General features: G+C 64.7%; 26 protein-coding genes. 15 read left to right on the top strand and 11 right to left on the bottom strand.

The genetic code is table 11. The annotated features are described in order from the left end of the window. Window positions 1-5: 5 nt before the first annotated feature. The 7 genes from IEX41_RS07055 (at window position 6) to IEX41_RS07025 (ending at window position 4,819) form a co-directional block, all read left to right on the top strand. Complete coding sequence (locus IEX41_RS07055; RefSeq protein ID WP_188789532.1) at window positions 6-956, top strand: aspartate carbamoyltransferase catalytic subunit; 951 nt, start codon at window positions 6-8, stop codon at window positions 954-956. Beyond that, complete coding sequence (locus IEX41_RS07050) at window positions 953-1,510, top strand: aspartate carbamoyltransferase catalytic subunit (protein WP_229672977.1); 558 nt, start codon at window positions 953-955, stop codon at window positions 1,508-1,510. The genes IEX41_RS07055 and IEX41_RS07050 overlap by 4 nt, the downstream gene beginning before the upstream one ends. A 47-nt stretch (window positions 1,511-1,557) precedes the next feature. Further along, complete coding sequence (gene pyrC, locus IEX41_RS07045) at window positions 1,558-2,847, top strand: dihydroorotase (protein WP_188789703.1); 1,290 nt, start codon at window positions 1,558-1,560, stop codon at window positions 2,845-2,847. 1 nt (window position 2,848) lies between these two features. After that, window positions 2,849-3,457: a glycerol-3-phosphate 1-O-acyltransferase PlsY gene (plsY, locus tag IEX41_RS07040; protein WP_188789531.1), complete on the top strand. Its 609-nt coding sequence runs from the start codon at window positions 2,849-2,851 to the stop codon at window positions 3,455-3,457. Between the two features lie 69 nt (window positions 3,458-3,526). Beyond that, window positions 3,527-4,084 (top strand): bifunctional transcriptional activator/DNA repair enzyme AdaA, encoded by a 558-nt coding sequence (locus tag IEX41_RS07035; RefSeq protein WP_188789530.1) that lies wholly within the window; start codon window positions 3,527-3,529, stop codon window positions 4,082-4,084. Continuing rightward, on the top strand, window positions 4,081-4,590 hold the full coding sequence (locus tag IEX41_RS07030; protein WP_188789529.1) for a methylated-DNA--[protein]-cysteine S-methyltransferase: 510 nt from the start codon (window positions 4,081-4,083) through the stop codon (window positions 4,588-4,590). The genes IEX41_RS07035 and IEX41_RS07030 overlap by 4 nt, the downstream gene beginning before the upstream one ends. Before the next feature lie 79 nt (window positions 4,591-4,669). Further along, complete coding sequence (locus IEX41_RS07025) at window positions 4,670-4,819, top strand: hypothetical protein (protein WP_188789528.1); 150 nt, start codon at window positions 4,670-4,672, stop codon at window positions 4,817-4,819. Window positions 4,820-4,873: 54 nt separating this feature from the next. On the opposite strand, the gene IEX41_RS07020 is transcribed toward IEX41_RS07025, so the two are convergent. Beyond that, a complete protein-coding gene (locus IEX41_RS07020; RefSeq protein ID WP_188789527.1) occupies window positions 4,874-5,473 on the bottom strand; it encodes a 2-hydroxychromene-2-carboxylate isomerase in 600 nt (199 codons plus the stop codon). Window positions 5,474-5,573: 100 nt separating this feature from the next. On the opposite strand from IEX41_RS07020, the gene IEX41_RS07015 reads away from it, so the two are divergent. Further along, window positions 5,574-6,584, top strand: coding sequence for a ribose-phosphate pyrophosphokinase (locus IEX41_RS07015; protein ID WP_188789526.1), 1,011 nt, complete (start codon window positions 5,574-5,576; stop codon window positions 6,582-6,584). Between the two features lie 69 nt (window positions 6,585-6,653). Here IEX41_RS07015 and IEX41_RS07010 read toward each other — a convergent pair whose 3' ends face one another. From IEX41_RS07010 to IEX41_RS07000, 3 genes are all read right to left on the bottom strand, one after another. After that, window positions 6,654-7,628, bottom strand: a complete 975-nt coding sequence (locus tag IEX41_RS07010) for a quinone oxidoreductase family protein (protein WP_188789525.1) — start codon at window positions 7,626-7,628, stop codon at window positions 6,654-6,656. A 22-nt stretch (window positions 7,629-7,650) separates the two neighbouring features. Continuing rightward, window positions 7,651-8,634 carry an NAD(P)H-quinone oxidoreductase gene (locus IEX41_RS07005; protein ID WP_188789524.1) on the bottom strand — a complete coding sequence of 328 codons (984 nt, stop codon included), beginning with the start codon at window positions 8,632-8,634 and terminating at the stop codon, window positions 7,651-7,653. Window positions 8,635-8,790: 156 nt separating this feature from the next. Beyond that, window positions 8,791-9,501 carry a COQ9 family protein gene (locus tag IEX41_RS07000; protein ID WP_188789523.1) on the bottom strand — a complete coding sequence of 237 codons (711 nt, stop codon included), beginning with the start codon at window positions 9,499-9,501 and terminating at the stop codon, window positions 8,791-8,793. Window positions 9,502-9,616: 115 nt separating this feature from the next. Here IEX41_RS07000 and rpsU point away from each other — a divergent pair, with 115 nt between their 5' ends. Continuing rightward, entirely contained in the window at window positions 9,617-9,823 is a 207-nt protein-coding gene (gene rpsU, locus IEX41_RS06995) for a 30S ribosomal protein S21 (protein ID WP_007818122.1), read from the top strand. Window positions 9,824-10,277: 454 nt separating this feature from the next. Here rpsU and IEX41_RS06990 read toward each other — a convergent pair whose 3' ends face one another. Then, a complete protein-coding gene (locus tag IEX41_RS06990; RefSeq protein WP_373285616.1) occupies window positions 10,278-11,747 on the bottom strand; it encodes a D-alanyl-D-alanine carboxypeptidase family protein in 1,470 nt (489 codons plus the stop codon). A 316-nt stretch (window positions 11,748-12,063) separates the two neighbouring features. Beyond that, complete coding sequence (locus IEX41_RS06985) at window positions 12,064-12,762, bottom strand: HAD family hydrolase (protein ID WP_188789521.1); 699 nt, start codon at window positions 12,760-12,762, stop codon at window positions 12,064-12,066. A 93-nt stretch (window positions 12,763-12,855) separates the two neighbouring features. On the opposite strand from IEX41_RS06985, the gene clpS reads away from it, so the two are divergent. The 4 genes from clpS to hemF are packed head-to-tail and all read left to right on the top strand — an operon-like array spanning window position 12,856 to window position 16,023. Then, window positions 12,856-13,218: an ATP-dependent Clp protease adapter ClpS gene (gene clpS, locus IEX41_RS06980; RefSeq protein ID WP_188789520.1), complete on the top strand. Its 363-nt coding sequence runs from the start codon at window positions 12,856-12,858 to the stop codon at window positions 13,216-13,218. Window positions 13,219-13,242: 24 nt separating this feature from the next. After that, window positions 13,243-14,220, top strand: coding sequence for a class I SAM-dependent methyltransferase (locus tag IEX41_RS06975; RefSeq protein WP_188789519.1), 978 nt, complete (start codon window positions 13,243-13,245; stop codon window positions 14,218-14,220). Between the two features lie 56 nt (window positions 14,221-14,276). After that, window positions 14,277-15,077: an SDR family NAD(P)-dependent oxidoreductase gene (locus tag IEX41_RS06970; protein ID WP_188789518.1), complete on the top strand. Its 801-nt coding sequence runs from the start codon at window positions 14,277-14,279 to the stop codon at window positions 15,075-15,077. Between the two features lie 58 nt (window positions 15,078-15,135). Continuing rightward, on the top strand, window positions 15,136-16,023 hold the full coding sequence (gene hemF / locus IEX41_RS06965; protein WP_188789517.1) for an oxygen-dependent coproporphyrinogen oxidase: 888 nt from the start codon (window positions 15,136-15,138) through the stop codon (window positions 16,021-16,023). Window positions 16,024-16,026: 3 nt separating this feature from the next. On the opposite strand, the gene IEX41_RS06960 is transcribed toward hemF, so the two are convergent. Then, a complete protein-coding gene (locus IEX41_RS06960) occupies window positions 16,027-16,641 on the bottom strand; it encodes a response regulator transcription factor (RefSeq protein ID WP_188789702.1) in 615 nt (204 codons plus the stop codon). 355 nt (window positions 16,642-16,996) lie between these two features. Further along, window positions 16,997-19,105 carry a methyl-accepting chemotaxis protein gene (locus IEX41_RS06955; protein ID WP_188789516.1) on the bottom strand — a complete coding sequence of 703 codons (2,109 nt, stop codon included), beginning with the start codon at window positions 19,103-19,105 and terminating at the stop codon, window positions 16,997-16,999. A gap of 139 nt (window positions 19,106-19,244) precedes the next feature. Between IEX41_RS06955 and ade the strand changes: the two genes are divergently transcribed. Beyond that, entirely contained in the window at window positions 19,245-20,942 is a 1,698-nt protein-coding gene (gene ade, locus IEX41_RS06950; protein ID WP_188789515.1) for an adenine deaminase, read from the top strand. On the opposite strand, the gene IEX41_RS06945 is transcribed toward ade, so the two are convergent. Together IEX41_RS06945 and IEX41_RS06940 are read right to left on the bottom strand one after the other, a co-directional pair. Further along, window positions 20,939-21,355, bottom strand: coding sequence for a hypothetical protein (locus IEX41_RS06945; protein WP_229672975.1), 417 nt, complete (start codon window positions 21,353-21,355; stop codon window positions 20,939-20,941). The genes ade and IEX41_RS06945 overlap by 4 nt on opposite strands. A 99-nt stretch (window positions 21,356-21,454) precedes the next feature. After that, the gene (locus IEX41_RS06940) at window positions 21,455-22,630 is read right to left on the bottom strand and encodes a lytic murein transglycosylase (protein ID WP_188789514.1); all 1,176 of its coding nucleotides are present in this window, start codon (window positions 22,628-22,630) and stop codon (window positions 21,455-21,457) included. Between the two features lie 197 nt (window positions 22,631-22,827). On the opposite strand from IEX41_RS06940, the gene IEX41_RS06935 reads away from it, so the two are divergent. Next, entirely contained in the window at window positions 22,828-23,196 is a 369-nt protein-coding gene (locus IEX41_RS06935) for a response regulator transcription factor (protein ID WP_188789513.1), read from the top strand. A gap of 63 nt (window positions 23,197-23,259) precedes the next feature. Here IEX41_RS06935 and IEX41_RS06930 read toward each other — a convergent pair whose 3' ends face one another. Further along, window positions 23,260-24,240, bottom strand: coding sequence for a glutathione S-transferase family protein (locus IEX41_RS06930; RefSeq protein WP_188789512.1), 981 nt, complete (start codon window positions 24,238-24,240; stop codon window positions 23,260-23,262). Window positions 24,241-24,289: the final 49 nt, after the last annotated feature.

The following is a 24,289-nucleotide window of genomic DNA, read 5'->3' as shown; positions in this document are numbered from 1 at the left end:
TCTACATGCGCTTCGACCAGCGGCACCTTCTGGGGATCGAACCCCTGCGCCCGGACGAGATCACCACGCTTCTTGACCTTGCGGACCAGTACGTCACCCTGTCGCGGCGTCGGGAAAAGCATTCGAACGTGCTGGCGGGGCTGACCCAGATCAACATGTTCTTCGAGAACTCCACCCGCACGCAGGCCAGCTTCGAGATCGCAGGCAAGCGGCTTGGCGCGGACGTGATGAACATGGCCATGCAGGCCAGCTCCATCAAGAAGGGCGAGACGCTGATCGACACGGCGCTGACGCTCAACGCGATGCACCCGGACCTGCTGGTGGTCCGCCACCCCCATTCCGGCGCCGTGGACCTGCTGTCGCAGAAGGTGCATTGCGCCGTGCTGAACGCCGGCGACGGCCGTCACGAGCATCCGACGCAGGCGCTTCTGGATGCGCTGACCATCCGCCGCGCCAAAGGCCGTCTGCACCGGCTCAATATTGCGATCTGCGGCGACATCGCCCACAGCCGCGTGGCCCGGTCCAACATCCTACTGCTGGGCAAGATGGAAAACCGCATCCGCCTCGTGGGACCGTCGACACTGGTGCCGTCCACCTTCGGCGAGTTCGGGGTCGAGATCTACGACGACATGCGCGAAGGCCTCAAGGATGCCGACGTGGTCATGATGCTGCGGCTCCAGAAGGAGCGCATGGACGGCGGCTTTATCCCCTCGGAGCGCGAGTATTTCTACCGCTGGGGGCTCGACGCGGAAAAGCTGTCCCATGCCAAGCCAGACGCCATCGTTATGCACCCCGGCCCGATGAACCGCGGGGTCGAGATCGACGGCACTATCGCCGACGACATCAACCGCTCCGTCATCCAGGAGCAGGTCGAGATGGGCGTCGCCGTGCGCATGGCCGCCATGGACCTGTTGGCGCGCAACCTGCGGGCGCGGCCCACGGAGCTCTCCGCATGAAGATGCAGATAAACGGCTCGGAAACGGGCACGGTGCGGCTTTTCCATCTCGATCTGCCCCCCGAAGCGGTCAATCGCTTCGCCACGCAGGCGGGCACCGGGGAATACCCTCTGCAATACGGCCTTGGCGCGCGCCGCCTGAGGCCCGGTTTCGTCGACGTGGTGTCGATCCGCGATCTGGGCGAGATGTCCCTGTCCTCCTACATGGCCGAGGCGCACCAGGTCAGCGGCGACGATTTCCGCCAGATGCGTCAGCGCATCGACAGCCTTTCCGGACATGTGGTGATCCTGCCCAGCCAAGCCTTCGATCACACCAGCCAGGAGCTGACCATCGCCACACCCCTGCGCTGGATCGGCACCTTTTCCGAAGTGTCGGCCCGTCAGCGCGGGCCAAAACTGCGCAGCGCCTCTGCCCGCCGCCGCGCCATCACCGAGGCCGGAACCCCCGAAGGGGCAACCCCGCCGCCCAACCGGCGCGGCCTCGTGATTGGCCTCATCGGCCTTGCGGTGGTCGTGCTGCTGGCGATCGCCGCCGTTCTGAGGGGTGGCACATGACCACCCCCGCCGCCACGTCCCAACCGACAAAAGCACCGTCAGGCCCCATGACCGACATCAGCACGCTCATCACCAACGCCCGCCTCATTGACCCAGAGGCCGGCACCACCCGCGAGGGCGCGGTCCTGCTGACTGGCGGCCGCATCGCCGAGGTCTTTGACACCCCCACCCCAGAGGTGACGAATGCCACCATCCTCGACGCGAACGGCGCTTTCCTTGCCCCCGGTATCGTCGACATCGGCGTGAAGGTCGGAGAGCCGGGCGAACGCCACAAGGAAAGCTACAAGACCGCCGGTCTTGCCGCCGCCGCAGGGGGCGTGACAACAATCGTCACCCGCCCCGACACGCCAACGCCCATCGATACGCCCGAGGTTCTGTCCTTCATCCTTGAGCGGGCCGAGGACGACAGCATCGTCCACACCCTGCCCATGGCCGCCCTCACCAAGGGCCGCGAGGGGCGCGAGATGACCGAGCTTGGCTTCCTGCTCGACGCTGGTGCCGTGGCCTTCACCGATTGCGACCACGTGGTCTCGGACACGCGGGTTTTGCAACGGGCGATGAGCTACGCCCGCTCGCTCGGGGCGCTCATCATGGCCCACCCGCAGGAGCCGGGGCTGTCCAAGGGCGCCGCCGTCACCGCTGGCAAGTTCGCCACCCTGCGCGGCCTGCCATCGGTGTCGCCCATGGCCGAGCGCATGGGGCTCGATCGGGACATCGCCCTCGTGGAGATGACCGGCGTGCGCTACCACGCGGACCAGATCACCACCTCGCGGGCGCTTCCGGCGCTGGAGCGGGCCAAGGCCAACGGCTTCGACGTCACCGCGGGCACCTCAATGCACCACCTGACGCTCAACGAGCTCGACGTGGCCGACTACCGCACCTTTTTCAAGGTCAAGCCGCCGCTGCGTTCCGAGGACGACCGGCAGGCCACCGTCGAGGCGATCCGTTCGGGGCTCATCGACATCATCGGCAGCTTCCACACCCCGCAGGACGAGGAATCCAAACGCCTGCCCTACGAAGAAGCCGCCAGCGGCGCAGTGGGGCTCGAGACCATGCTGCCAGTCCTGCTGCGGCTCTACCATTCGGGCGAGCTTGACCTGCCGACGCTGTTCCGCGCGCTGTCGCTGAACCCCGCAAAACGGCTGGGACTCGAGGCCGGGCGCATGGCCAAAGGCGCGCCTGCGGATCTGGTGCTGTTCGACGCGGACAAACCGCTGGTGCTCGACCGGTCCCGGCTGCAGTCGAAATCCAAGAACACGCCCTTCGACGGTGCCCGCCTTCAGGGCAAGGTGCTGGGCACATGGGTCGCCGGCACCCGCGTCTACGGAGGCGCCTGAGATGCTGCCCGATATTGTATCCCCCCCCGCCCTGCTGATCCTCTGGGCCATCCTGGGCTACCTGCTGGGGTCGATCCCCTTCGGCATGGTGCTGACGAAGCTGATGAACCTTGGCGATCTGCGCAGCATCGGGTCGGGCAACATCGGCGCGACCAACGTGCTGCGCACCGGCAACAAGGCCGCCGCGGCGGGGACGCTGATCCTCGATGGCGGAAAGGGCGCTGTAGCGGTTCTGCTGGCGCGTTGGCTGGCCGCAGAGGACGCGGCGCAGCTGGCGGGCTTCATGGCCTTCCTCGGGCATTGCTACCCGGTGTGGCTGCGCTTTCGCGGCGGCAAGGGGGTGGCGACCTTCCTAGGCCTCGTGCTGGCGCTGAGCTGGCCCGTCGGACTGATGAGCTGTGCCACATGGCTGGCTGCGGTCGCCATGTCGCGGATTTCCAGCGTCGGGGCGCTGGTGGCAGCGCTGCTGTCGACCGGCTGGATGGTGCTGATGCGCGAATACGACCTCACGGCGCTGACGCTGGTGCTGGCGGTGCTGATCTTCTGGCGTCACCGCAGCAATCTTGCGCGGCTGAAACAGGGCACCGAGCCCAAGGTCAGCAAGAAGTGATGCGCCGGTTTCGGACCTGATCCTGCACCCGCGCTCGCCCCGGCGGGCGCGGGATGGCATGCTGGTCCCATGCTGGATTTCGACACATGCAACGCCGCCCGGTTGGCCCGCGATGCCGCCTATGACGGGGTGTTCTTCACTGCCGTGAGGACCACCGGCATCTACTGCCGCCCGGTCTGCCCCGTGCGCGCCCCGCTGACCAAGAACATCCGCTTCTACCCCAGCGCCGCCGCCGCTGAACGCGCGGGCTTTCGCCCCTGCCTGCGCTGCCGACCGGAAACCGCGCCCTTCGGCCCGGCGTGGAACGGCACGCTCACCACCGTCTCCCGCGCGCTGCGGCTGATCGACGAGGGCGCGCTCGACAGCGCAAGCGTCACCGCGCTGGCCGAGAGGCTGGGGATCGGCGCGCGGCACCTGTCGCGGCTGTTCGCGGCGCATGTGGGCGCCTCGCCCCTGCAGGTAGCGCAAACCCGGCGGATGCAGCGCGCCAAGCGGCTGCTCGACACCACCACCCTGCCCATGGCCGAGATTGCCCGGCAGGCAGGCTTCGGCAGCCTGCGCCGTTTCAACACCGCCTTCGCGACGCTCTATGGCCGCACGCCGTCAAGCCTGAGGCGCCCGCAATGACCCTGCGCTGGTGCCATCACGACAGCCCACTCGGGCCTCTGCTGCTGGCTGGCATGCATGAGGCGCTGCATTTCCTGAGCTTCCCCGAAGGCGACAAGGCGTTCGGCCCCGCGCCCGGCTGGACCGAGGACGCGGCCCCCTTCGACGAGGTGCGCCGCCAGCTCGACGACTACTTCGCCGGAGCGCGCAGCGCGTTCGATCTGCCACTGCGTCCAGAGGGCACTGAATTTCGCGAAAAGGTCTGGGCGCTGCTTGCAACCATCCCCTACGGCACCACCACGACCTACGGCGCGCTCGCGCGGCGGCTGGATGCGCCGGGGGCCTCGCGCGCGGTGGGCGCAGCCAATGGCGCGAATCCAATCCCGATCATCCTGCCATGCCACAGGGTCTTGGGAATGAACGGAAAACTCACGGGGTTCGGAGGCGGTCTGCCGGCCAAGCAGTGGCTTTTGCGCCACGAGAGGGGCTATTTGCGACAGGGCGATTCCCAATTGTTGCTCTTGTAAGAAGCGCGGTGGTATCTGGATGAACGGGAACTTTCGGCGGTGCTAGCGGTTCTCCCCGCACGAACAGGAGCAAGAACAAATGAGTGCCTTCATCATCCTTTTTCTCATGGCCGTCACCGTCGCCGCAGTCTTTGGCCTGAGCGGAGCCGCCATCTGGTGGGCGGGTCGCCTGCCCGTCCGCGAAGCCGCCGCTTCGCTTGCAGCGCAGACCACTGCCAAACACGGCTGAGACCCTGAGCGACCGGGCGCCGCCCGCCATCCGGCGGGCCAGCGCAGAGGCAGCTTAAAGCTTGCCCGACAGGTACAGATCCAGATCCTCCAGCCTGTCCTGACCCCAGAACTTCTGCCCATCATCAAGAATGTAGAACGGCGCGCCGAAGACACCCCGGCCGACCGCGTCCTCGAGATTTGATGCATAGGTTTCGGCGCCTTCGAGCATTCCGCTCATGGCGAGGCCCGGCGCAAAGCCCGCGGCCTTCAGGCATTCGGTAATCACCGCATCCTCGGCGATATCCTTGTCCTCGGCCCAGCAGGCGCGCAGCACGCTGTGCACCAATGCGCCCAGATCGCCGCCTCCGGCATTCTGCGCCGCGATGATGGCATAGGACGCGGGCGCGGCGTTCGTCGGCCAGTGCGCAGGCTTGAAGTTGAGCGGCATGCCCGCCTTTTTCGCCTGCCGCGGCAGTTCCTGAGCGCGATACTCCATGCGGGACGGATGCCGGTCCTTCGGCGCTGCGCCGCCAGTGCGCGGAAACAGCGCCATGATGTCGAGAGGCTTGTAGGTGATGGTCACCCCGTGCCGCCCCGCAATATCTTCGAGCCGCTGGCCCGCGAGGTATGCGTAGGGTGACAACACCGTAAAGTAGTAATCCACATGCGCCATATTGTAGCTGGTCCCTTTGACTGTCTTTGCCCGACGCTAGCCGCGTGCTAAGGCGCCTGCAACGTCACGAATCTGTCATCGCTGCCGGAGCCTCCACTCAATGCCGATCGTCACCGAACCCAAGATCATCGCGGGCAATTCCAACCTGCCTCTCGCCAAGGCCGTGTCCCGCCGCATGTCGCTGTATCGCGGCATGTCCGTGGGGCTTGTCGATGCGCGCGTCGAGCGCTTCAACGACCAGGAAATCTTTGTCGAGGTCTACGAGAACGTCCGCGGCGAGGACATGTTCATCATGCAGTCGACCTCGCGCCCGGCGAACGACAACCTGATGGAACTGCTCATCATGGCCGACGCGCTGCGCCGCTCGTCTGCCGCCCGGATCACCGCCGTGATCCCCTATTTCGGCTATGCCCGTCAGGATCGCCGCACCAAGGCCCGCACGCCGATCACCGCCAAGCTGGTGGCCAACATGATCCACGAGGCCGGAATCGAGCGCGTTTTGACCATGGACCTGCACGCGACGCAGATCCAGGGCTTCTTCGACATCCCGGTGGACAACCTCTACGCCTCGCCGGTCTTCGCACTCGACATCATGAAGCAGTTCGAGGGCCAGCTCGAGGACGTGATGATTGTCTCGCCCGACGTGGGCGGCGTGGCCCGCGCGCGCGAGCTTGCCAAGCGAATCGGAGCACCCCTGTCCATCGTCGACAAGCGCCGCGAAAAGCCCGGTGAAGTGGCCGAGATGACCGTCATCGGCGATGTCACCGGCAAGAAATGCATCATCGTGGACGACATCTGCGACACCGCCGGCACCCTGTGCAAGGCGGCCGAGGTCCTCATGGACCACGGCGCGACCGAAGTGCATTCCTACATCACCCACGGCGTCCTGTCGGGCCCGGCGGTCGAGCGGGTGACGAACTCGGTCATGAAGTCACTGGTAATCACCGACAGCATCGCGGCCACCGAAGACGTCGCCGCCGCGCCGAACATCCGCATCGTTCCCACCGCACCGATGTTCGCGCAGGCGATCCTGAACATCTGGAACGGCACCTCCGTCTCCTCTCTGTTCGAGACCGACACGCTGGGCCCGATCTACGAGGGCATCCTCTAAAGGCCCTCGCGGAACGACAAAGGCGGCGCCCCACGGGACGCCGCCTTTTTTATTGCCTGTGGCCGAGGGTCAGAGCGTCAGGATGGTCTGGCCGGTGGTGCGCCGTGCCTCGAGGGTCCGGTGCGCCTCGGGCACCTCTTCGAGTGTGAAGCGCTGGTCGATGCGGATCTTCACCTTGCCGGACGCCACCTTTTCGAACAGCATCGCCGCCATCTCCTGGCACACGTCATGGTCCGCGATATGCGCGAACAGCGTGGGGCGCGTCACCTTGAGCGAGCCCTTCTGCGCGAGGATGCCAAGGTTGAACGCCTCTACCGCGCCCGACGCGTTACCGAAGGAGATCATCATGCCCAGCGGCTTGAGGCTGTCGAGAGAGCCTTCGAACGTGTCCTTGCCCACGGAGTCCATCACCACGTCGACGCCCTTGCCGTCCGTCAGCTCCTGCACGCGGGCCTGCCAGTCTTCGGTGGAATAATTGATGCAGACGTCGGCACCATGCTCAACCGCGAGGGCGCATTTTTCGTCAGACCCGGCGGTGCCGATCAGACGGATGCCCTCGGACTTGGCCCACTGGCAGGCAATGAGGCCAACGCCCCCGGCAGCGGCGTGGAACAGCACCGTGTCCCCGGCCTTTAGCGGCGTCGTGCGGTGGAAGAGGTACTGCGCCGTCAGCCCCTTGAGCATCATCGCCGCGCCTTCCTCGAAGGAAATGGCATCCGGCAGCTTGCAGACCTGCGCGGCGGGCATCACCCGCGCCTCGCTGTAGGCACCCGGAGGCACGGCGGCATAGGCGGCGCGATCCCCGACGGCAAGGTGCGTGACCCCGTCACCAACCGCCTCGATGATGCCCGACGCTTCCATACCGAGCGCTTGCGGCAGGTTCATGGGGTAAAGCCCGGACCGCTGGTAGCAGTCGATGAAGTTTAGGCCACAGGCCTTGTGCGCGATGCGGATCTCGCCCGGGCCGGGCTCGCCGACCTCGCGGTCGACCAGCTTGAGCGCCTCGGGACCGCCGTGTTCCTCGATGATGACAGTGCGTGCCATGATATCCTCCCGGAAAGTGTCGTCAGCCAACCTTCAACACGATCTTCCCGATATGACCAGAGCTCTCCATGTGCGCATGCGCCTTGGCGGCATCGGCCAGCGGGTACTCCGAGTCCATCACCGGGGCGACGCGGCCCGAGGCCAGCAGCGGCCAGACCTCCTTACGCAGGGCATCCGCGATGCGGGCCTTGGCCAAGTCGGTTTGCGGGCGCAGCGTAGATCCGGTGATGGTCAGCCGCCGCATCATCACCTGTGCGAAGTTCAGCTCCACCTTCGGCCCACCAAGGAAGGCGATCTGGACCAGTCGTCCCTCATCCGCCAATGCCTTGACGTTGCGGGGAATGTAATCGCCGCCGACCATGTCGAGGATGAGGTTCGCGCCCCCTTCCCCCTTCAGGATCTCGACGAAATCCTCCTCGCGGTAGTTGATCGCCCGCTCGGCCCCAAGCCGTTCACAGGCGGCGCACTTCTCCGCTGACCCGGCGGTGGCAAAGACCCGAGCCCCCATGGCCGAGGCCAGCTGAATCGCCGTCGTGCCGATCCCGGACGAGCCGCCGTGGACGAGGAACCGCTCTCCGGCCTGAAGACCACCGCGCTGGAAGACGTTGGACCAGACGGTAAAGAAGGTCTCGGGCAGACAGGCGGCCTCGCGCAGGGCCATGCCCTCTGGGACGGGCAGGCAATGAGCCGCAGGCGTGGCGACATATTCGGCATAGCCACCGCCGGGCAGCAGGGCGCAGACCTGCGTGCCGACCTTGGGCCAGTCCACGTCGGCGCCCACGGCCACCACCTCGCCCGAGGCCTCGAGGCCCGGCAGATCGCTCGCGCCCTTGGGCGGTGCATAGCTGCCCGCCCGTTGCAGCGCATCGGGGCGATTGACGCCTGCATAGGCCACGCGGATCACAACCTGACCATGGCCCGCATCGGGCACGGGGCGCGTGACGGCGCGCAGGACGTCGGGGCCGCCGGGTTCGGATATTTCGACGGCGTTCATCATGTCGGTCATCAGGGGTCCTTCCTAGTGCCGCGGTGGGTGGTCCGGTCGCCGCCGCGGTCTGCGTGTTTCAGGCCCGGAGGCGACGCGCACCGGCGGTGCGCGGGGCCCTGCACCGGCGCTGGCCGTGCCCCGGGGCACAGTGGTGTGGTTCAGGGGGCAGACAGGTCAGCGCGGCGCGGTCCAGCCGCCGGGCAGGTCGTTGTCGGCGCGCGACTTCGGCGCGCGGATGCCCGACAGGAGCTTTTCAGGGCCTGCCAGCACGTGCTTGAGCAGCCCGTGGCTGCGCGCCTTCACCTTGGCTTTCTCGATCTGCATCACGTCGTCGATGCGGCGGTCAAGGAAATCCCATGTCGCCTGCCCGTCGAGCGAATCATCCCCCAGCCAATAGAGCACCGTCGAGGAATAGACGCCGCTTAGCGTGGCGCGCTTGGTGTACCAGTTGTAATCCCGAGCGGTATCGCCAAGGCAGGTCCAGATCCGGTCGGACGTGCCCCAGATCAGCTTTGCACCGTCGGCGGCATACATCGGCAGCGCAAAGAGCGTCGTGCCCCGGCGGACTGCTTCGCGATCCTCGACCACCTCGATGCAGGTGCGCACCGCGTGGGCGACGCGATCGCGATAGCGCATCTCCTGCTCGGCGGTTTTCTCGAGTTTTGCCGCCATCAGCTCGTCCCCGCGCCGGTGGAAGGCAATCGCCATGTCCACTGCTCCGCGCGGGTACAGGCCACGGGCCAGCGCCCGGTCGACGCCCGCGTCGGCCACGGCGGCGCGGAAGGTGGTTTCGGACCAGCCGTCGAAGGCGACATGGATCAACGCTGCATCAAGCAGCTTTTCCGCAATGTCATCATGGCTGTGATTGGTACTGTGTTCGGTCATGGGGGCCTCCATCGACTCTCAACATAGGAGCCTAGACAATTTCGGCCAGCCTTGCTACAAGCAGGGCTTCCTGCAATTCCATGCAACCTAAACTTAGAAAGGTGGTGAAAACCACATGCAGGTCAGTGTTCGCGACAACAACGTCGATCAGGCGCTCCGCGCCCTGAAGAAGAAGCTGCAGCGCGAAGGTGTGTTTCGTGAAATGAAGCTTCGGCAGCATTTCGAGAAGCCCTCCGAGAAGAAGGCGCGCGAGAAGGCCGAGGCCATCCGCCGCGCCCGCAAGCTCGCTCGCAAGAAGGCCCAGCGCGAAGGTCTCCTCTGAGATCGCTCCGTTGGCCGGGCAGCAACGCTTCGGACACGCTAACAAGATCGAGAACCCCCGGGGCTTCGCCTTTCGGGGGTTTTTATTTGCCTTCTTGCTTCTTGCCCCCCCCCTGCCCTCTCGCCTGCCACGGGAGAGAGCCGCCCTTCGCCATCGCGGGACGCTGGCGCTTCCAAGGCAACAGGGCGCAAGGTTGAAGCTGCCGCCTTATGACCCTGCGCGGCTCGGCCAATGACGCTCGGATCAGGAACCTGGTCGGGCAAACACACGGCGGAGACCGAGGACACGGCGTAACTTGCGTCAGATCAAAACTTGAGGTCGTACCTCGCCTGAGGCCTCGCCGCACCCACGCTCGGGCCAAAAAAAATGCCCCCGGCGGGACCGGGGGCAGGCTATGGAGGATCATCGCCCGGCTTTTAAGACACCGTGGCGGTCGTCGTTCGATATGATCAAGTCAGCCGTTCGGCCCGATCATGAAGCAGGTCACCTGGCGCGCCTGCAGGCGGCGGCAGGCAAGGTCGGCGGTCTCGCGGGTCATCCCCATAAAGTTGGCGTCAAAACCGCGGGCCCCGTTCACCACCTTGCGCAAGGCACCATCAAGCGTGCTCGTTTCCATCAGCGCAGTCTTCAGCAGCACCTTCTCGGCGGCATAGCTGCTGCCGTAGCGGCCCACGTTGATGCCCCACTGGTGCCCGCCAGAGGTGGACAGGCGGGTGACCACTTCCTGCTCGGGCTGCGGAACGATGGGTTCGACCGCGTTGTCGGCGGCAAAGGCCATCACCATACCGCGCGGGCGGCGGACCGGCTTGATAGACGCATCGGGCGCAACGGCGCTGGCAATTGCGCTGGCGCTGACACTGGCATCGACGATCCGGGCCGGGGCGGCGACCTCCACGGAGGCAGCCGTTTCGGCGGTCTGAACCGATGCAAGCACCGTCTCGATATCGCCCTCGAGGCTGGCCACCAGCGGTGCCACGTCGGTGCCCGACACGCCGTCCCGCGACCGGGGGCGCAGGGACCGGCTGACGGCGGCGCTGACCACGCGAATGGTCTTGCCACGGGCGCCGTCGAGATCGGGATCCGCCGTGCGCGCCACTTCAACTCCGCCGATGTCCTTGTTGCCAAGGTACTGCGGCCTGCCCGGGGCACGGAAGGCCACGTTGTGCTTGGCACGCTTGAACCCGAGGTCCATCAGCTCGGCCACCTTGGCGTTGCGGCTGGCGGTGGAGCGGCCGCCGAACACAGCAGTGATGATGCGCTGGTCGCCCCGCTCGGCCGAGGCCACGAGGTTGAAGCCAGCGGCACGGGTGTAGCCCGTCTTGATCCCGTCGGCCCCCTTGTAGGCGCCGAGGAAGCGGCGGTTGGTGTTCGACACTTGGTGCATTCCCGCATCGGTGGTGATGCGCGAGAACAGGTTATAGTACTGCGGGTAATCGTAGATCATGTGGCGGCCAAGCTTGGCCATGTCGCTGGCGGTGGACATGTGCCCGCTCTGGGTCAGGCCGTTGGCATTCTTGAACGTTGTGTTCGTCATGCCCAGCGCCTTGGCGGTGCGGTTCATGCGGCGGGCAAAGGCTGCCTCCGACCCCGAGATCGCCTCGCCAATGGCGGTAGCCGAGTCGTTCGCGGATTTTACTGCCGCCGACCGCACAAGGTAGCGCAGCGCGATCTTTTGCCCGGTCCGCAGACCCAGCTTCGACGGCGGCTCGGACGACGCGTTGCGCGAGATCGTCACCATGGTGTCCATGGTCAGCTCGCCGTGCTCGACCGCCTCGAAAGCGATGTAAAGCGTCATCATCTTGGTCAGGGATGCGGGGTGCAACGGGGTGGTCGCGTTCTCCGAATGGAGAATCTCGCCCGATTTCGCGTCCATCACCAGCCCCGCGTATGGGGCTGCATGAGAGATCGCAGGCATGAGGATCATGCATGCGACAAGAGTACACATAAGTCTGAATGCGTGCAGGGCTCCTCGGCCCGGCAACTGCTCACGCCGTCCGGTCACGGTATCTGCCTTCTACTGCCTCGTGTCCCCGGATTTTTCCGGTGGACTTGTTTTCGATTATTATGAAAACGGTAGCACGAGAAGGGCATTGAAGGAAGTATGCAATCCGTTCACCGGCCGCCCATTCTGCAAGCACGTCGTTCCATATATGGGGCCTTGCCGAATAGCTCTCGCAACACTGGCAATTGTGGCAAGAATGCGGCAAATCCGCCGGCCCCTCTGCCTTGGCCCGAGCGACTCAGTCGATTTGTCGCACCAGTTCTGCCAGCCCCCCAAGATCCGGCAGCTCGACGAAACGCGGGCTGTCGGGAATGTCCGCCGCCTCCAGCGCCCAGGCAAGCTCGAACGGGACATGAACGCCCCAGCTGCCCACATCAATCGCCGGGCAAACATCGGACTTCAGCGAGTTGCCCACCATCATCGCTGCCTCCGGACCGCCGGAACAGCTGCCGAAGATGCGGGCATAGGTGGAGGGCTGCTTGTCCGACACGATCTCGATCCGGTCGAACAGATCGCCCAGCCCCGACTGCGCCAGCTTGCGTTCCTGATGCAGCAGGTCGCCCTTGGTCACCAGCACTAGCATGTGGCTGTCCGCCAGCGCCTCGACCGCCTCCTGCGCATGGGGCAGCAGTTCCATCGGGTGGTTCAGCATGTCCTGCCCCGCCTCGAGCAGTTTCTGGATGACATGGCCGGGCACGCGGCCCTCGGTCACCTCGATCGCGGTCTCGATCATAGACAGGACGAATCCCTTCACCCCGAACCCGTAATGCCCGATGTTGCGTTTCTCAGCCTCGAGCAGCTGCGCCCCGAGATGGTCCGCCTCGGCGTAATCGGCCAGCAACTCCGCGAAACGCTGCTGCGTGAGGTGGAAAAATCGCTCGTTGTGCCAGAGCGTGTCGTCCGCATCGAAACCGATCGTTTGCAAATTTCGTGTCATATGTCCCAGACTCCACTGCGGCCCTTTCCTCCGGGGCCACTCCGAATTATATACACGTTCCAGATCAGCAACCGCAAAGCAGCCTTGGCCGAGATGACGCACTCCATCACGGAAACAGATTTCCGCCTCGCGAACACGCCGGATTTCCCGGGGGACGACGATGGCGAATCCGACGTCGTCGTACAGACAAGGCCGAAGACCAAGCGTCCGCCGCTCTACAAGGTCCTTCTGCTGAACGACGATTACACCCCCATGGAATTCGTGGTCCACGTGCTGGAACGGTTCTTTGGCATGAACCACGCCCAGGCGTTCGAGATCATGCTGACCGTCCACAAGAAGGGGGTTGCGGTGGTCGGTGTGTTCAGTCACGAGATTGCCGAAACCAAGGTGGGACAGGTCATGGACTTCGCCCGCCGGCATCAGCACCCGCTGCAATGCACCATGGAAAAGGAGTAGGCCGGCACCCTGCCCGGCCCGTCTATGACAGCTGACAGACTGAGTTTCGCCATCGACGCAGGCTTGCCCCTGCCCGACGATGGCCGCATCGCGCTTTTCGGGGCGCCCGCCGATCTCGCGACCGGCCCCCTTCCGCTTGACCGCTGCCAGGTCGTACAGCGCTTCTTCCCCGATTTCAGCGCATGGCAAGTGCGCGGTGTCGCGACAGCGCTGGTGCCCGAGGGTCCCTTTGCTGCCGCCATCGTCTTCCTGCCCCGCGCCCGCGACTTGGCCGAAGCCCGCGTGGCCGAGGCGGTGGCTGCCGCGCCCGGCGGCCTCATAGTGATCGACGGCCAAAAAACTGACGGGATTGAACCCATGCTCAAGGCCCTGCGCGGCCGCGTGGAACTGCAGGGGCAAGTCTCCAAGGCGCATGGCAAGACCGCGTGGTTCACCGCGGCCGCATCTTTCGACGACTGGGCCCATGGCCAGACCCGCACCGCATCCGGAGCCTGGACCGCGCCGGGCGTGTTCTCTGCCGATGGCCTCGACCCCGCATCCGAGGCGCTTGTAGCGGTGCTGCCGCCCAAGCTTGGTGCCGATGTCGCCGACCTTGGGGCCGGCTGGGGCGCGCTTTCGGCCGGTCTGCTGCCACGCGAGTCGCTGCGCAAGCTGCACCTTGTCGAAGCGGATCACGCAGCGCTTGATTGTGCCTGCCGCAATATCGACGACCCGCGAGCGGTGTTCCACTGGGCCGATGCCACGAACTGGAAGCCAGAGGCTGCGCTGGACGCCGTGGTGATGAACCCCCCCTTCCACCAGGGGCGCAAGGCCGATCCCGCGCTGGGGCAGGCCTTTATCGCCTCGGCCCGTCGCATGCTGAAGCCCTCTGGCAAGCTCTGGCTGGTGGCAAACCGGCACCTGCCCTACGAAAGCGCGCTTTCCACGCATTTCCGCAATTCCGAAGAGATTGCCGGGGACAGCCGGTTCAAGATCCTTCATGCGACCCGTCCGAACCGTTAAATCTTCCTGACGACCCAACGCGCCGCCCCACCGGGACCAGCCGCAAGGAACGCAGCATGAGCTATTCGATCGAGGGCAAGACCGCCATCGTCACCGGTGCCGCCAATGGCGTCGGCCTCGCCATTGCCCGGCATTTCGCCAATCGCGGTGCCAACGTGATGTTCGCAGACATGGACGAAGGACGACTGGCCAAGGAATGCGGGTCCCGCGAAGACGGTGACCCGATCCGCTACTTCGCCGGTGACCTGCGCGAACGGCTGACCCTCGCCAACCTGCTGTCGGCGACCATCGACGCCTTCGACCGCGTCGACATCCTGGTGAACGGCGCACGACAGATGATGTTCACCGACCCGCTGGACGTCGAGGATGATTCGCTCGAAACCCTGCTGGGCCAGAACCTGATGTGCGCCATGCGCCTCAGCCAGATTGTCGCCAAGCGTATGATCAAGCAAAGCGACGGTGACGAGGACCGGCCTGCCGGGACGATCATCAACCTCTCGTCCATCGCCTCGACCCACACTCAGCCGCAGCTGCTGGGCTATTCGATCTCTTGCGCGGCGCTTGACCAGATGACCCGCTCCATGGCGGTCGAGATGGCACCGAACCGCATCCGGGTGAACGGCGTCGGCTTTGGATCGGTCATGTCTGCCTTCCTAAAGGACGTGCTGAAGGAACAGCCCGATTACCGCAAGGAAATCGAAGCGCATACGCCCATGGGCCGCATTGCGGGCCCAGATGCGCTGACCGAAGCGGTGCAATTCCTTGCCTCAGAGGCATCCGGCTTCATGACTGGCCAGATCCTGACCGTGGATGGCGGGCGCACCCTGCTCGATCCGGTGGCCGCGCCCGCGCACTAGGCCCCGATTGCCCCAACGGTGACATGCGGTTAACACGGGCCCCGAACAGGAGACCGCGATGACCGATTTCACCGAGCAAAAAACCAAGGCCTCGACCTGGTTCCGGACCTTGCGCGACGAGATCGTCGCCGCCTTCGAAGCGCTCGAGGACAGCCACGAGACAGGCCCTCATTGGGACATGGTGCCAGGTCGGTTCGAGGTGACCCCCACGACCCGCCATACCGACGACGGCACCGATGCAGGCGGCGGATTGATGAGCGTCATGCGCGGCGGCCGGGTCTTCGAAAAGGTCGGCGTCAATGTCTCGACCGTCTACGGCACGCTCGGCGCCCCGGCGCAAAAGGCCATGGCCGCGCGCGGTGTTCCCGGGATCGAGGACGATCCGCGCTTCTGGGCCTCGGGAATCAGCCTCGTGGCGCACATGCAGAACCCGCACGCGCCCGCGGTCCACATGAACACCCGAATGTTCTGGACCCCGAACGCCTGGTGGTTCGGCGGCGGGTCCGACCTGAACCCCTGCCTCGAGTATGAAGAGGACACGGCGCATTTCCACGACACCCAGAAGGCATGGCTCGCCCCGCACGGGGCAACGCTTTATCCCGAGCTGAAGGCTTGGGCGGACGAGTATTTCTTCATTCCCCACCGCAAGCGCGCGCGCGGCGTGGGCGGGATCTTCATGGACGATCGCAATACAGGCGACTGGGATGTCGATTTTGCCCTGACCCAGGACATCGGCCGCGCCTTCCTGCCCGCTTACTTGCCGCTGGTCGAGAAGCGGCGGGCCATGGACTACGGCGATGTCGAGAAAGACGCCCAGCTTGTGCACCGTGGACTCTATGCTGAGTACAATCTCGTCTACGACCGTGGCACGAAGTTCGGCCTCGCGACCGGGCATGATGCCAACGCCGTGCTCATGAGCCTGCCGCCCATGGCAAAGTGGGTCTGAGCCTCAGAACACTCCTGCTTCCCTGGCAAGAAGCGCGGCCTGCGTCCGGTTGGCTGCGCCGATCTTGCGGTAGAGCGTCTTGATGTGAAGCTTTACCGTCGGTTCGCGCAGATCAAGATCACGCGCGATTTCCTTGTTGGATTTCCCTTCGGTCAGCCCCTTCAGCACATCCAGCTCGCGCCGCGACAATCTTGCGGCGAGAGGATGGAGCGGCGCGCTGTCGGAGGCGCGCAGGAATTCCGTGGGCGCGTACTGCTCTCCCATGGCCATGAAGCGCACAGCGTTGACAAGGGATCGGGCCGAGAGGGTTTTCGGCAGGAAGCCTGCCGCACCAGCAGACAGGATCCTTTCCGCGATCTGACGATTTGCAGTCCCTGAGATGATTGCAACCCGCTTTGCCCCCTCCATGCTGGCCATACGCTGGAACCCTTCAAGGGCGTTCATGCCGGGCATGGAATAGTCGAGCAGGACAAGATCGAAAACCCGGCCAGATGTCAGCTGTGCCAAGGCTTCATCGAAGCTGGCAACAGTGGTCGTGAGGAAATCGCCTTCGCTTTCAAGGAAGAGCTTCAACGTATCCCGCAGGAGATCGTGGTCATCCGCGATGAGGATGCGCAAGGCGCTGCTTTCACCAGCCCTTGCCCGCTTCATGGAGCCGTCCGTCACTCCCTACCTCCTGCGAAGCCGAAGCGTCCAGTTGCGGGGCACGCCGGTGTCCCGGCGAAATCGCTGGCCGGGACAAGAGCGCTGAAGCCTAGCTGTTCGTGCAGCAGTTCAGACGAAACGTACATGTCCAGATCCTCTGCGTGAAACGATTGCCCTCAGGGTACGGCAATCTTCTCACCGGGCAGTTAAGGCCGAAGCCATGGTGGCGCTAAAGATGAAGTGTCCTCTGGGGCCATGAACGTTTTCGCAGCCATAAAGTGGGCTGGCACTGCCACAGCCATCCGGCGGCGTTCAGTCCCACGGCAGATCAGGCCAGCCTGAGCCGCTTCGGTGAATTCATCGAGGCATCCGCTGCGCCAAGATCGAACTCCGACAACAGCGCGCCCAGATGCTGTGAGCGTTCTTCGAGTTCGCTTGCGGTTTCTCGGCTGGAATCGGCGACCTTGGTGTTCTGCCCGGTCAGGTCGCTCAGCTGGCGCATCGACATATTGATTTCCTGCAGTTCACGCGTCTGGCCTTCGGCGGCAAAGCTCACCTCGGAGATCACGCGGTCCACCCTGCGGATCTGGTCGAGGATCGCTGCAAGCGACTGCCCCGTCTCCCCTACCAGATCCACACCACCGCGAACTTCCACTGCACTCTCGTCCAGCAGCTTCTTGATCTCGAGCGCGGCGTCGGCCGAACGGCTGGCGAGGCCTTGCACTTCCATGGCAACCACCGCGAAGCCCTTGCCGCTTTCGCCGGCGCGGGCGGCCTCGACACCGGCATTGAGCGCCAGCAGGTTGGTCTGGAAGGAAATATCCTCGATCACCGTTGTAATCTGCGAGATCCGTCCAGACGATTCCGAGATCCGGTCCATGGCTGCCACCGCGTTGCTGACGACCTGGCCCGATTGGTCGGCACGGCCACGGGCCTCTTCTGCCAAGCCCTTGGCATCTTTCAGCGCTCCACTGGTGGCGGCCACGGTCTCGGTAAGGCTGGCGACGGTTTCTGCGGTGCGAGCGATCATCGCCACCTGCGTGGTGGTGCGATCCGCAAGATCCGAGGCAGAACTGCGCATATCGCCTGACCGGCTTTGCAACTCTGCCACCGTCGCGGCCAGGCTTTGCATGACCTCACGCAGGCGCGCAGTGGCGGTATTGAAGTCATGACGAATGGAATCGTACTCTTCCGCCAGCGGCTCCTTGAAGTTCAGCGTCAGGTCCGCGCTGGCCAGCGCCCGCAGACCGTCGGTCATGAGCTCGACAACCTGCGCGTGACGGGCGTTCAGCTGAGCCTCGTCGCGTTCACGCTTTTGAATGGCCGCGCGGCTGAGCTGCTTGAAGCGATAGATCGAAGAGGCCATGCCCCCGATCTCGCCCCGCGCATTGATGTATGGCACCCACGCCTCAAAGCGCCCTTCGATGAACTCGTTCATCACGTTGGTCAGGTTGCGAAGGCGCCGCGTGAGTGTCTCGCCCAGAACCAGCGCAAGGGCTGCGCTCGTGGCCAGAAGAATGGCCGTCAGTCCACCGCGCAGCAACAGATCGTTCATAGTGGCCGCGTGTGCAGCTTCCGCCACGGTCAGCAGGTCGTTGATCAGGCCGACCTCGACCTCGCGCAGCGTGTCGATCCATTCGGTGGAGGCAGCGAACCATTCCGGCGCCGTAAAGGAGACCTCGCCCCCGTACGCAAGACCGGCGATACTGTCACGCAGCTGGCCGATAGCTTCGCCCGCCGGAAGAGACAGCAGTGTCTCAACGAAGTCCTGTTGTTCCAAGACCATCCCAGCGCGGGCGATGAACGCACTCTGAGCCGCGCCGAGGTCCACGAAGCGTTTGTGCACCGCGTCAGGGAAAGTTTCGGCCCCGAGCCCGGTGGCCCCCATCGCCCGTTCAAGCCCTGCGCTTTCCTTGGCCTGACCTACGAGGTCTGCCGCCTCCATCAGGATGGCAATCCGATCATTGCCGGTACGCTGGCGTAGTTCGCCGCTGGCGCGCAGCAAGCCGTTGATGATGCCGGTGTAATACCCGGCAAGTTCCGGCACGGTCATGGCAAAGCGATCAATCGCGCCGCGTCTTTCGGCGAGCTGCTCCAGCCCATCCGAGACTGTGGCGATTCCTTCGGGGGCGAGACTGCGATAGAGCGTGATGCGATCACGAAAGCGGCTGACTTGTGCATCAGTATCAAGGCGTTGCTGCGCCAGCGCCTCGGGGAAATTTTGCCCGCGCGAGGCGGTAAACCCAGCGGAAAAGCCCCGTTCCTTCTGCAATTCGTGGACCAGCCCCGAGACGATCACCGTTTCCGCCGCCACATCCCGGATCGCCTCCTGCCGGTCCGCCGCGCGCTTGAGGCTCCACAGATCGTCCCCCGCGAGGTAGAGGACAATCAGCAAAAGCGGTGCAATGGCGCTCATGGTGTAAAGGCGCAAACTCATCCCGGGCATCTCCCTTGAAGACCGTGGTTGGATTTTTGCCCTGCAACCGGTGAAGATGCGGTGAACAGCGCCACTTTTACGGTTTCAGGCAGCACTCGAGCATGGCTATCTGGACGCAACAGACCGGAAAGGGCATCCCATGGCAGAGCTGGAACAGAAGATCGCGCAGGGCCGCGGCGACGAAGTAGCGGACGTCGTGCTGCGCGGGGGGCGGCTCCTCGACCTCGTGACCGGAGAGCTGCTGGAGGGTGATGTCGCCATCTGCGGCGACACGATCGTCGGGGTTCTGGACACTTACGAGGCGCGGGACGTCATTGACGTCAGTGGCCTCGTGCTGGTGCCGGGGTTCATCGACACCCACCTTCACATTGAAAGCAGCCTTGTCACGCCCTTTGAATTCGACCGCTGCGTGACCCCACGCGGGGTGACCACGGCGATCTGCGACCCACACGAGATCGCCAACGTCATCGGCGCGGACGGCATCCGCTATTTCCAGCAGGCCAGCGCCCACACGCTCATGGACATCCGCGTGCAGCTGTCGTCCTGCGTGCCCTCAACCCACATGGAAACCGCAGGGGCCGAGCTTCTGGCCGAGGATATTGCGCCGCTCATGGGCCACCCGTCGGGCATCGGGCTCGCGGAGTTCATGAACTACCCCGGCGTGATCCACCGCGACCCCGAGGCGATGAAGAAGCTGCGCCTGTTCGAGGGCGGCCATGTCGATGGCCATTGCCCCCTTCTGTCGGGCAAGGATCTCAACGCCTATGTCGCTGCCGGCATCCGGACGGAGCACGAGGCGACCAGCGCCGAAGAGGCGCTCGAAAAGCTGCGCAAGGGCATGCGGGTGCTGATCCGCGAAGGTTCGGTCTCGAAGGACATGGCCGCGTTGCAGCCGCTGCTGACGGAACGGACCTCGCCCTACATGTGCCTTTGCACCGATGACCGCAATCCGCTGGATATCGGGGAACACGGCCACCTTGATTACATGATCCGCTGGATGATCGCACAAGGCACCTCGCCGCTGGCCGCCTACCGCGCCGCGACGCTTTCGGCGGCCGAGGCGTTCGGGCTGAAGGATCGCGGCATGATCGCGCCGGGCAAGCGGGCCGACATCGTGGCGGTGGACAGCCTCGAGGGCTGCAACGCGCAACTTGTGCTTGCAGCCGGACGCCGGGTTGACGATGCGGCCTTTGCTGCACGTGAAACCATCGCGCCGGTGGGGCGCAATTCCTGCAAGGCCCCACATATGCGGGCCGAGCAGTTCCGCGCCACGGGCAACCGCGAAGACACCGATGTCATCGGCATTCGCGAAGGGCAGATCCTCACCGATCACCTGCACGAGATCATTGCCATCGAAGACGGCGACAAGCGCCCCGACCCTGCCCGCGACCTTGTGCGCATCGCGGTGGTGGAGCGTCACGGCAGGAATGGCAACGTGGCGACGGGCTTCGTAAAAGGCTTTGGTCTGAAGGCCGGGGCCATCGCCTCGACCGTTTGCCATGACCACCACAACATCGCCTGCGTGGGCGTGAATTATGACGACATGGCAGTCGCTTCCAACAGGCTGGGAGAGATCGAGGGCGGCTTTGTGGTGGTGTCGGGCGGCAAGGTTCTTGCCGAACTGGCGCTGCCGGTGGCGGGGCTCATGAGCCTTGCGCCTTTCGAGGAAGTGCGTGACGGGCTAGTGGAACTGCGCCGCGCCGCCACCTCGCTGGGGGTGACGCTGGACGAGCCGTTCCTTCAGCTGGCCTTCCTTGCGCTGCCCGTAATCCCATCGCTGAAGATCACGGACCGGGGCATGGTCGATGTCATGAAGTTCGAGATCATCCCCGGCTAGGCTGACGTCTCGCAACGGCTGTAGGCAAGGTTGACCGGCCCGGCCTCCGGGTCGGCTTCCGACCGGGTGAGGGTCTTGCCCTCCTCCCCCAGGGTCAGGGTAATGTCGCGGTCCCACGACATGCCCTCACCCTCGAAGGCGAACCGCGCGGCGATCCTGCCCTCCTCGCCTTCGAGGATGGGCCCGAGGGTGCCGCGGGATTCGTAAAAGGTCAGCGTGTCGCCAGTGACTTCCATGAGCCCCTTGGCATCGTCGCGGCCCGGCTCGCAGTCGGCCTCGACAAGGCCCCAGCGGCCGTGCATCTCGGCGGGAATGGCGGTCAGCTCGACCGGGGCGGACTGGTCTTGCGGGGAACAGACCGTGAGCTGGGTCAGTGCCATGAGCACACCGGGAAGGAAGACATCGCGTATCATGGACAATGAACCGGCAAGAGGCTCCGCTGGTTCCCGCATGAGTGGCAAGTGGGGGCACATGGCCTGACTGCCGGGGCAAAGCGCCCCCGGGGCCGAGGGTCAGAGCAGTGACAAAAGCTCTGGCGTGGGCCAACCATCCGCCGGCAGGCCCAGCTGCGCCTGCATGTCGCGCACCGCCGAGCGGGTGCCCGAGCCGAGGATGCCGTCGATCTCGCCCACGTCGTAGCCCCGGCGCGCCAGCGCCTCCTGCAGGCGGATCATCTGCGGCCCCGACAATCCCGGCTGTGGTGTGCCCGCATCATAGACCGGTGCCCCCTCGAGCCGCGTGGCGAAATAGGCGGCGGTGGTCACGTAGACGAAGCTCTGGTTCCATTCGAAATAGACCCGAAAGTTCGGGTACGCGATGAAGGCCGGTCCGCCACGCCCCTGCGGCACGAGGATCGATGCCTCGAGCCGCCCGTCGTCAAGCGCACCATTGCGGGCGCTGACCCCGAGCCGTTCCCATTCCGCCACCGTCATGGTGGTTTCCAGCCCGGTCAGGGACCAGTCCATGCCCTCGGGCAGGGTCACCTCCTGCAGCCACGGCTCGCCGTAGCGCCAGCCCAGATCGGCCAGCATCTTCGCCCCCGACATCAGCGCATCGGGCGCCGAAGTCTTGAGCGTCACATGGCCGTCGCCGTCTCCGTCGACGCCGTTCTCGAGGATGTCGCGTGGCAGCATCTGCACCTGCCCGATCTCGCCCGCCCAGGCACCGGTGGTGGTCCGGGGGTCGAAATCGCCGCGTTCGTAGAGCTCCAGCGCCGCAAAGATCTGCGGCCGGAAAAGCTCGGGACGACGGCAATCGTGAGACAGGGTCACCAGCGCGTTCAGCGTGTTGAAATCGCCTTGGAAACTTCCGTAATCGGTCTCGAAGGCCCAGAATGCCAGCAGCACGCCGGGGGCGATGCCGTAATCGCTCTGGATGCGGTCGAAGACCCCGGACCATTGCTGCCCGAGCGCCCGGCCCCGATCCAGCCGATCCTGGCTTATGAGCCGGCGCGAGAAGTCGATAAACGGCGTCTGGAAGATCCCCTGCGAACGGTCCGCCTCGATCACCGCCGGATCCTGCCGTACCCCCGCAAGAAAGGCCTCCACCTGCGCCGGATCATGACCCTGGGACACCGCTTCCTGCTTCAGCCCCGCGACGAAATCGGGAAAGGCACCGCCGCAAGCCTGTTCCTGCGCCAGTGCGGAGACCGGCAACAGAAGTGCCGCAAGACAGGAAATCGCGCGCATGGTATCCTCGGGTCCAGATCGTTCGTGTACACTAGCAGCACATTGGAGAGGCGCAACAAGCGGTATCCCGCCGGCCTTTCCAAGTTGTTTACCCAGGTAAAACGATTGTTAATATTTTGTTCAGCATTGAAATGGGACGATTGCTCCAAGGTGAACGGGCCTGGGCAATCAGGCTAGTCGTCTTGCGGAGGCATTGGATGCGCGTGCTCATCGTGGAAAGCAGCCGGGATCTGGCGCTGCTCTGGCAGCGACATCTCGAACGTCTTGGGGCCTTGGTTGAAACCGCCTCGACGCAGGACTTCGCAATTCGCAGGCTGCATGTGTCTGATTTCGACGTGATCGTGCTCGACCTCGTGCTGGGGGAAGGCAGCGCCCTCGCCGTGGCCGATTACGCCAGCTACCGGCGGCCCGAAGCGCGGGTGGTCTTCGTCACCAATACCACCTTCTTTTCCGACGGCTCGATCTTCCAGCATTGCGCCAATGCCTGCGCCTACCTGCCCAGCGCCACCGCCCCGAGGGACCTTGCCGCCATGGTCGAACATTACGCCCACAGCGCAGCGGGCTGACGGCAAAGGCCCCGCGCCGGGCTGGACGCGGGGCCTTCCTCTTTCACCGCAAGGCAGGGCCGCTCAGGCGCCCAGCGCTTCACGCCCGTGCGGTGCCATGAGGTCGAGATCGGGGCAGATCGGCACGATCCGCTCAGGATTGATCATGTCGTGGCTGTAATAGTAGTGCCGCGTGATGTGGTCGAAGTTCACCGTCTCGGCCACGCCCGGCCACTGGTAAAGCTCGCGGGTATAGGCCCAGAGATTAGGGTAATCCACGACCCGCTGCTTGTTGCACTTGAAGTGGCACTCGTAGACCTTGTCGAAACGGATCAGCGTAGTGAACAGCCGCCAGTCCGCTTCGGTAATCCGGTCCCCCACGAGGTAGCGGCTTTCGGACAGGCGTTCCTCGATCCAGTCGAGCGTATCGAACAGCGGCACCACCGCGGAGTCGTAGGCCTTTTGCGAGGTGGCAAATCCCGACTTGTAGACGCCGTTGTTGACCTTGTCGTAGATCGGCGAATTCACCTCTTCGATCTCGTCGCGCAGCTCCTCGGGCCAGTAATCGTCGGTGTTGCCGGTTATACCGTCGAAGGCGCTGTTGAGCATGCGGATGATCTCGGCGCTCTCATTCGACACGATGGTCTGGCGCTGCTTGTCCCAAAGCACCGGAACCGTTACCCGGCCCGACATCTTCGGGTCGACCTTCAGGTAGACCTCGCGCAGGTAGTTCAGCCCCATGAGCGTGTCGCCGGTGGCGCCGGGGTAATCCTCGAAGCTCCAGCCTTCACCCAGCATCTCGGGATTGACCACGCTGACGCCGATGAGATCCTCGAGCCCCTTGAGCTTGCGGAAGATCAGGGTGCGGTGGGCCCATGGGCAGGCATAGCTGACGTAAAGATGGTAGCGCCCGGCTTCCGCCTTGAAGCCACCATCGCCCGAGGGGCCGGCGCTGCCGTCGGCGGTGATCCAGTTGCGGAAATCGGTGGTCCAACGTTCGAAGGTGCCTTCATCGTTGGTGTAATCCCAAGCGTCACGCCATTGGCCGTCGACTAGCAAGCCCATCTTCTCAACTCCTGATCCTGATTTGACCGAGAAACTAGCTTCTGGACGT

The organism is Salipiger pallidus, assembly GCF_014643635.1.
Classification (GTDB): Bacteria; Pseudomonadota; Alphaproteobacteria; order Rhodobacterales; family Rhodobacteraceae; genus Salipiger; species Salipiger pallidus.
This window is presented reverse-complemented; position numbering and strand designations above follow the sequence as displayed.

Bases quoted from the DNA above. Each gene is read 5' to 3' on its own strand.
- IEX41_RS06955 (WP_188789516.1), bottom strand. From the start codon at position 19,105: ATGAGTTTGCGCCTTTACACCATGAGCGCCATTGCACCGCTTTTGCTG.
- plsY (WP_188789531.1), top strand. From the start codon at position 2,849: ATGCTGCCCGATATTGTATCCCCCCCCGCCCTGCTGATCCTCTGGGCC.
- IEX41_RS06940 (WP_188789514.1), bottom strand. From the start codon at position 22,630: ATGCGCGCGATTTCCTGTCTTGCGGCACTTCTGTTGCCGGTCTCCGCA.
- IEX41_RS06945 (WP_229672975.1), bottom strand. From the start codon at position 21,355: ATGATACGCGATGTCTTCCTTCCCGGTGTGCTCATGGCACTGACCCAG.
- IEX41_RS06990 (WP_373285616.1), bottom strand. From the start codon at position 11,747: ATGATCCTCATGCCTGCGATCTCTCATGCAGCCCCATACGCGGGGCTG.
- IEX41_RS06985 (WP_188789521.1), bottom strand. From the start codon at position 12,762: ATGACACGAAATTTGCAAACGATCGGTTTCGATGCGGACGACACGCTC.
- IEX41_RS07050 (WP_229672977.1), top strand. From the start codon at position 953: ATGAAGATGCAGATAAACGGCTCGGAAACGGGCACGGTGCGGCTTTTC.
- IEX41_RS07020 (WP_188789527.1), bottom strand. From the start codon at position 5,473: ATGGCGCATGTGGATTACTACTTTACGGTGTTGTCACCCTACGCATAC.
- clpS (WP_188789520.1), top strand. From the start codon at position 12,856: ATGACGCACTCCATCACGGAAACAGATTTCCGCCTCGCGAACACGCCG.
- IEX41_RS07010 (WP_188789525.1), bottom strand. From the start codon at position 7,628: ATGGCACGCACTGTCATCATCGAGGAACACGGCGGTCCCGAGGCGCTC.
- IEX41_RS07015 (WP_188789526.1), top strand. From the start codon at position 5,574: ATGCCGATCGTCACCGAACCCAAGATCATCGCGGGCAATTCCAACCTG.
- IEX41_RS07055 (WP_188789532.1), top strand. From the start codon at position 6: ATGCGCTTCGACCAGCGGCACCTTCTGGGGATCGAACCCCTGCGCCCG.
- rpsU (WP_007818122.1), top strand. From the start codon at position 9,617: ATGCAGGTCAGTGTTCGCGACAACAACGTCGATCAGGCGCTCCGCGCC.
- IEX41_RS06970 (WP_188789518.1), top strand. From the start codon at position 14,277: ATGAGCTATTCGATCGAGGGCAAGACCGCCATCGTCACCGGTGCCGCC.
- pyrC (WP_188789703.1), top strand. From the start codon at position 1,558: ATGACCGACATCAGCACGCTCATCACCAACGCCCGCCTCATTGACCCA.
- IEX41_RS06935 (WP_188789513.1), top strand. From the start codon at position 22,828: ATGCGCGTGCTCATCGTGGAAAGCAGCCGGGATCTGGCGCTGCTCTGG.
- IEX41_RS07030 (WP_188789529.1), top strand. From the start codon at position 4,081: ATGACCCTGCGCTGGTGCCATCACGACAGCCCACTCGGGCCTCTGCTG.
- IEX41_RS06930 (WP_188789512.1), bottom strand. From the start codon at position 24,240: ATGGGCTTGCTAGTCGACGGCCAATGGCGTGACGCTTGGGATTACACC.
- IEX41_RS06975 (WP_188789519.1), top strand. From the start codon at position 13,243: ATGACAGCTGACAGACTGAGTTTCGCCATCGACGCAGGCTTGCCCCTG.
- IEX41_RS07025 (WP_188789528.1), top strand. From the start codon at position 4,670: ATGAGTGCCTTCATCATCCTTTTTCTCATGGCCGTCACCGTCGCCGCA.
- IEX41_RS07005 (WP_188789524.1), bottom strand. From the start codon at position 8,634: ATGACCGACATGATGAACGCCGTCGAAATATCCGAACCCGGCGGCCCC.
- ade (WP_188789515.1), top strand. From the start codon at position 19,245: ATGGCAGAGCTGGAACAGAAGATCGCGCAGGGCCGCGGCGACGAAGTA.
- IEX41_RS07035 (WP_188789530.1), top strand. From the start codon at position 3,527: ATGCTGGATTTCGACACATGCAACGCCGCCCGGTTGGCCCGCGATGCC.
- IEX41_RS07000 (WP_188789523.1), bottom strand. From the start codon at position 9,501: ATGACCGAACACAGTACCAATCACAGCCATGATGACATTGCGGAAAAG.
- hemF (WP_188789517.1), top strand. From the start codon at position 15,136: ATGACCGATTTCACCGAGCAAAAAACCAAGGCCTCGACCTGGTTCCGG.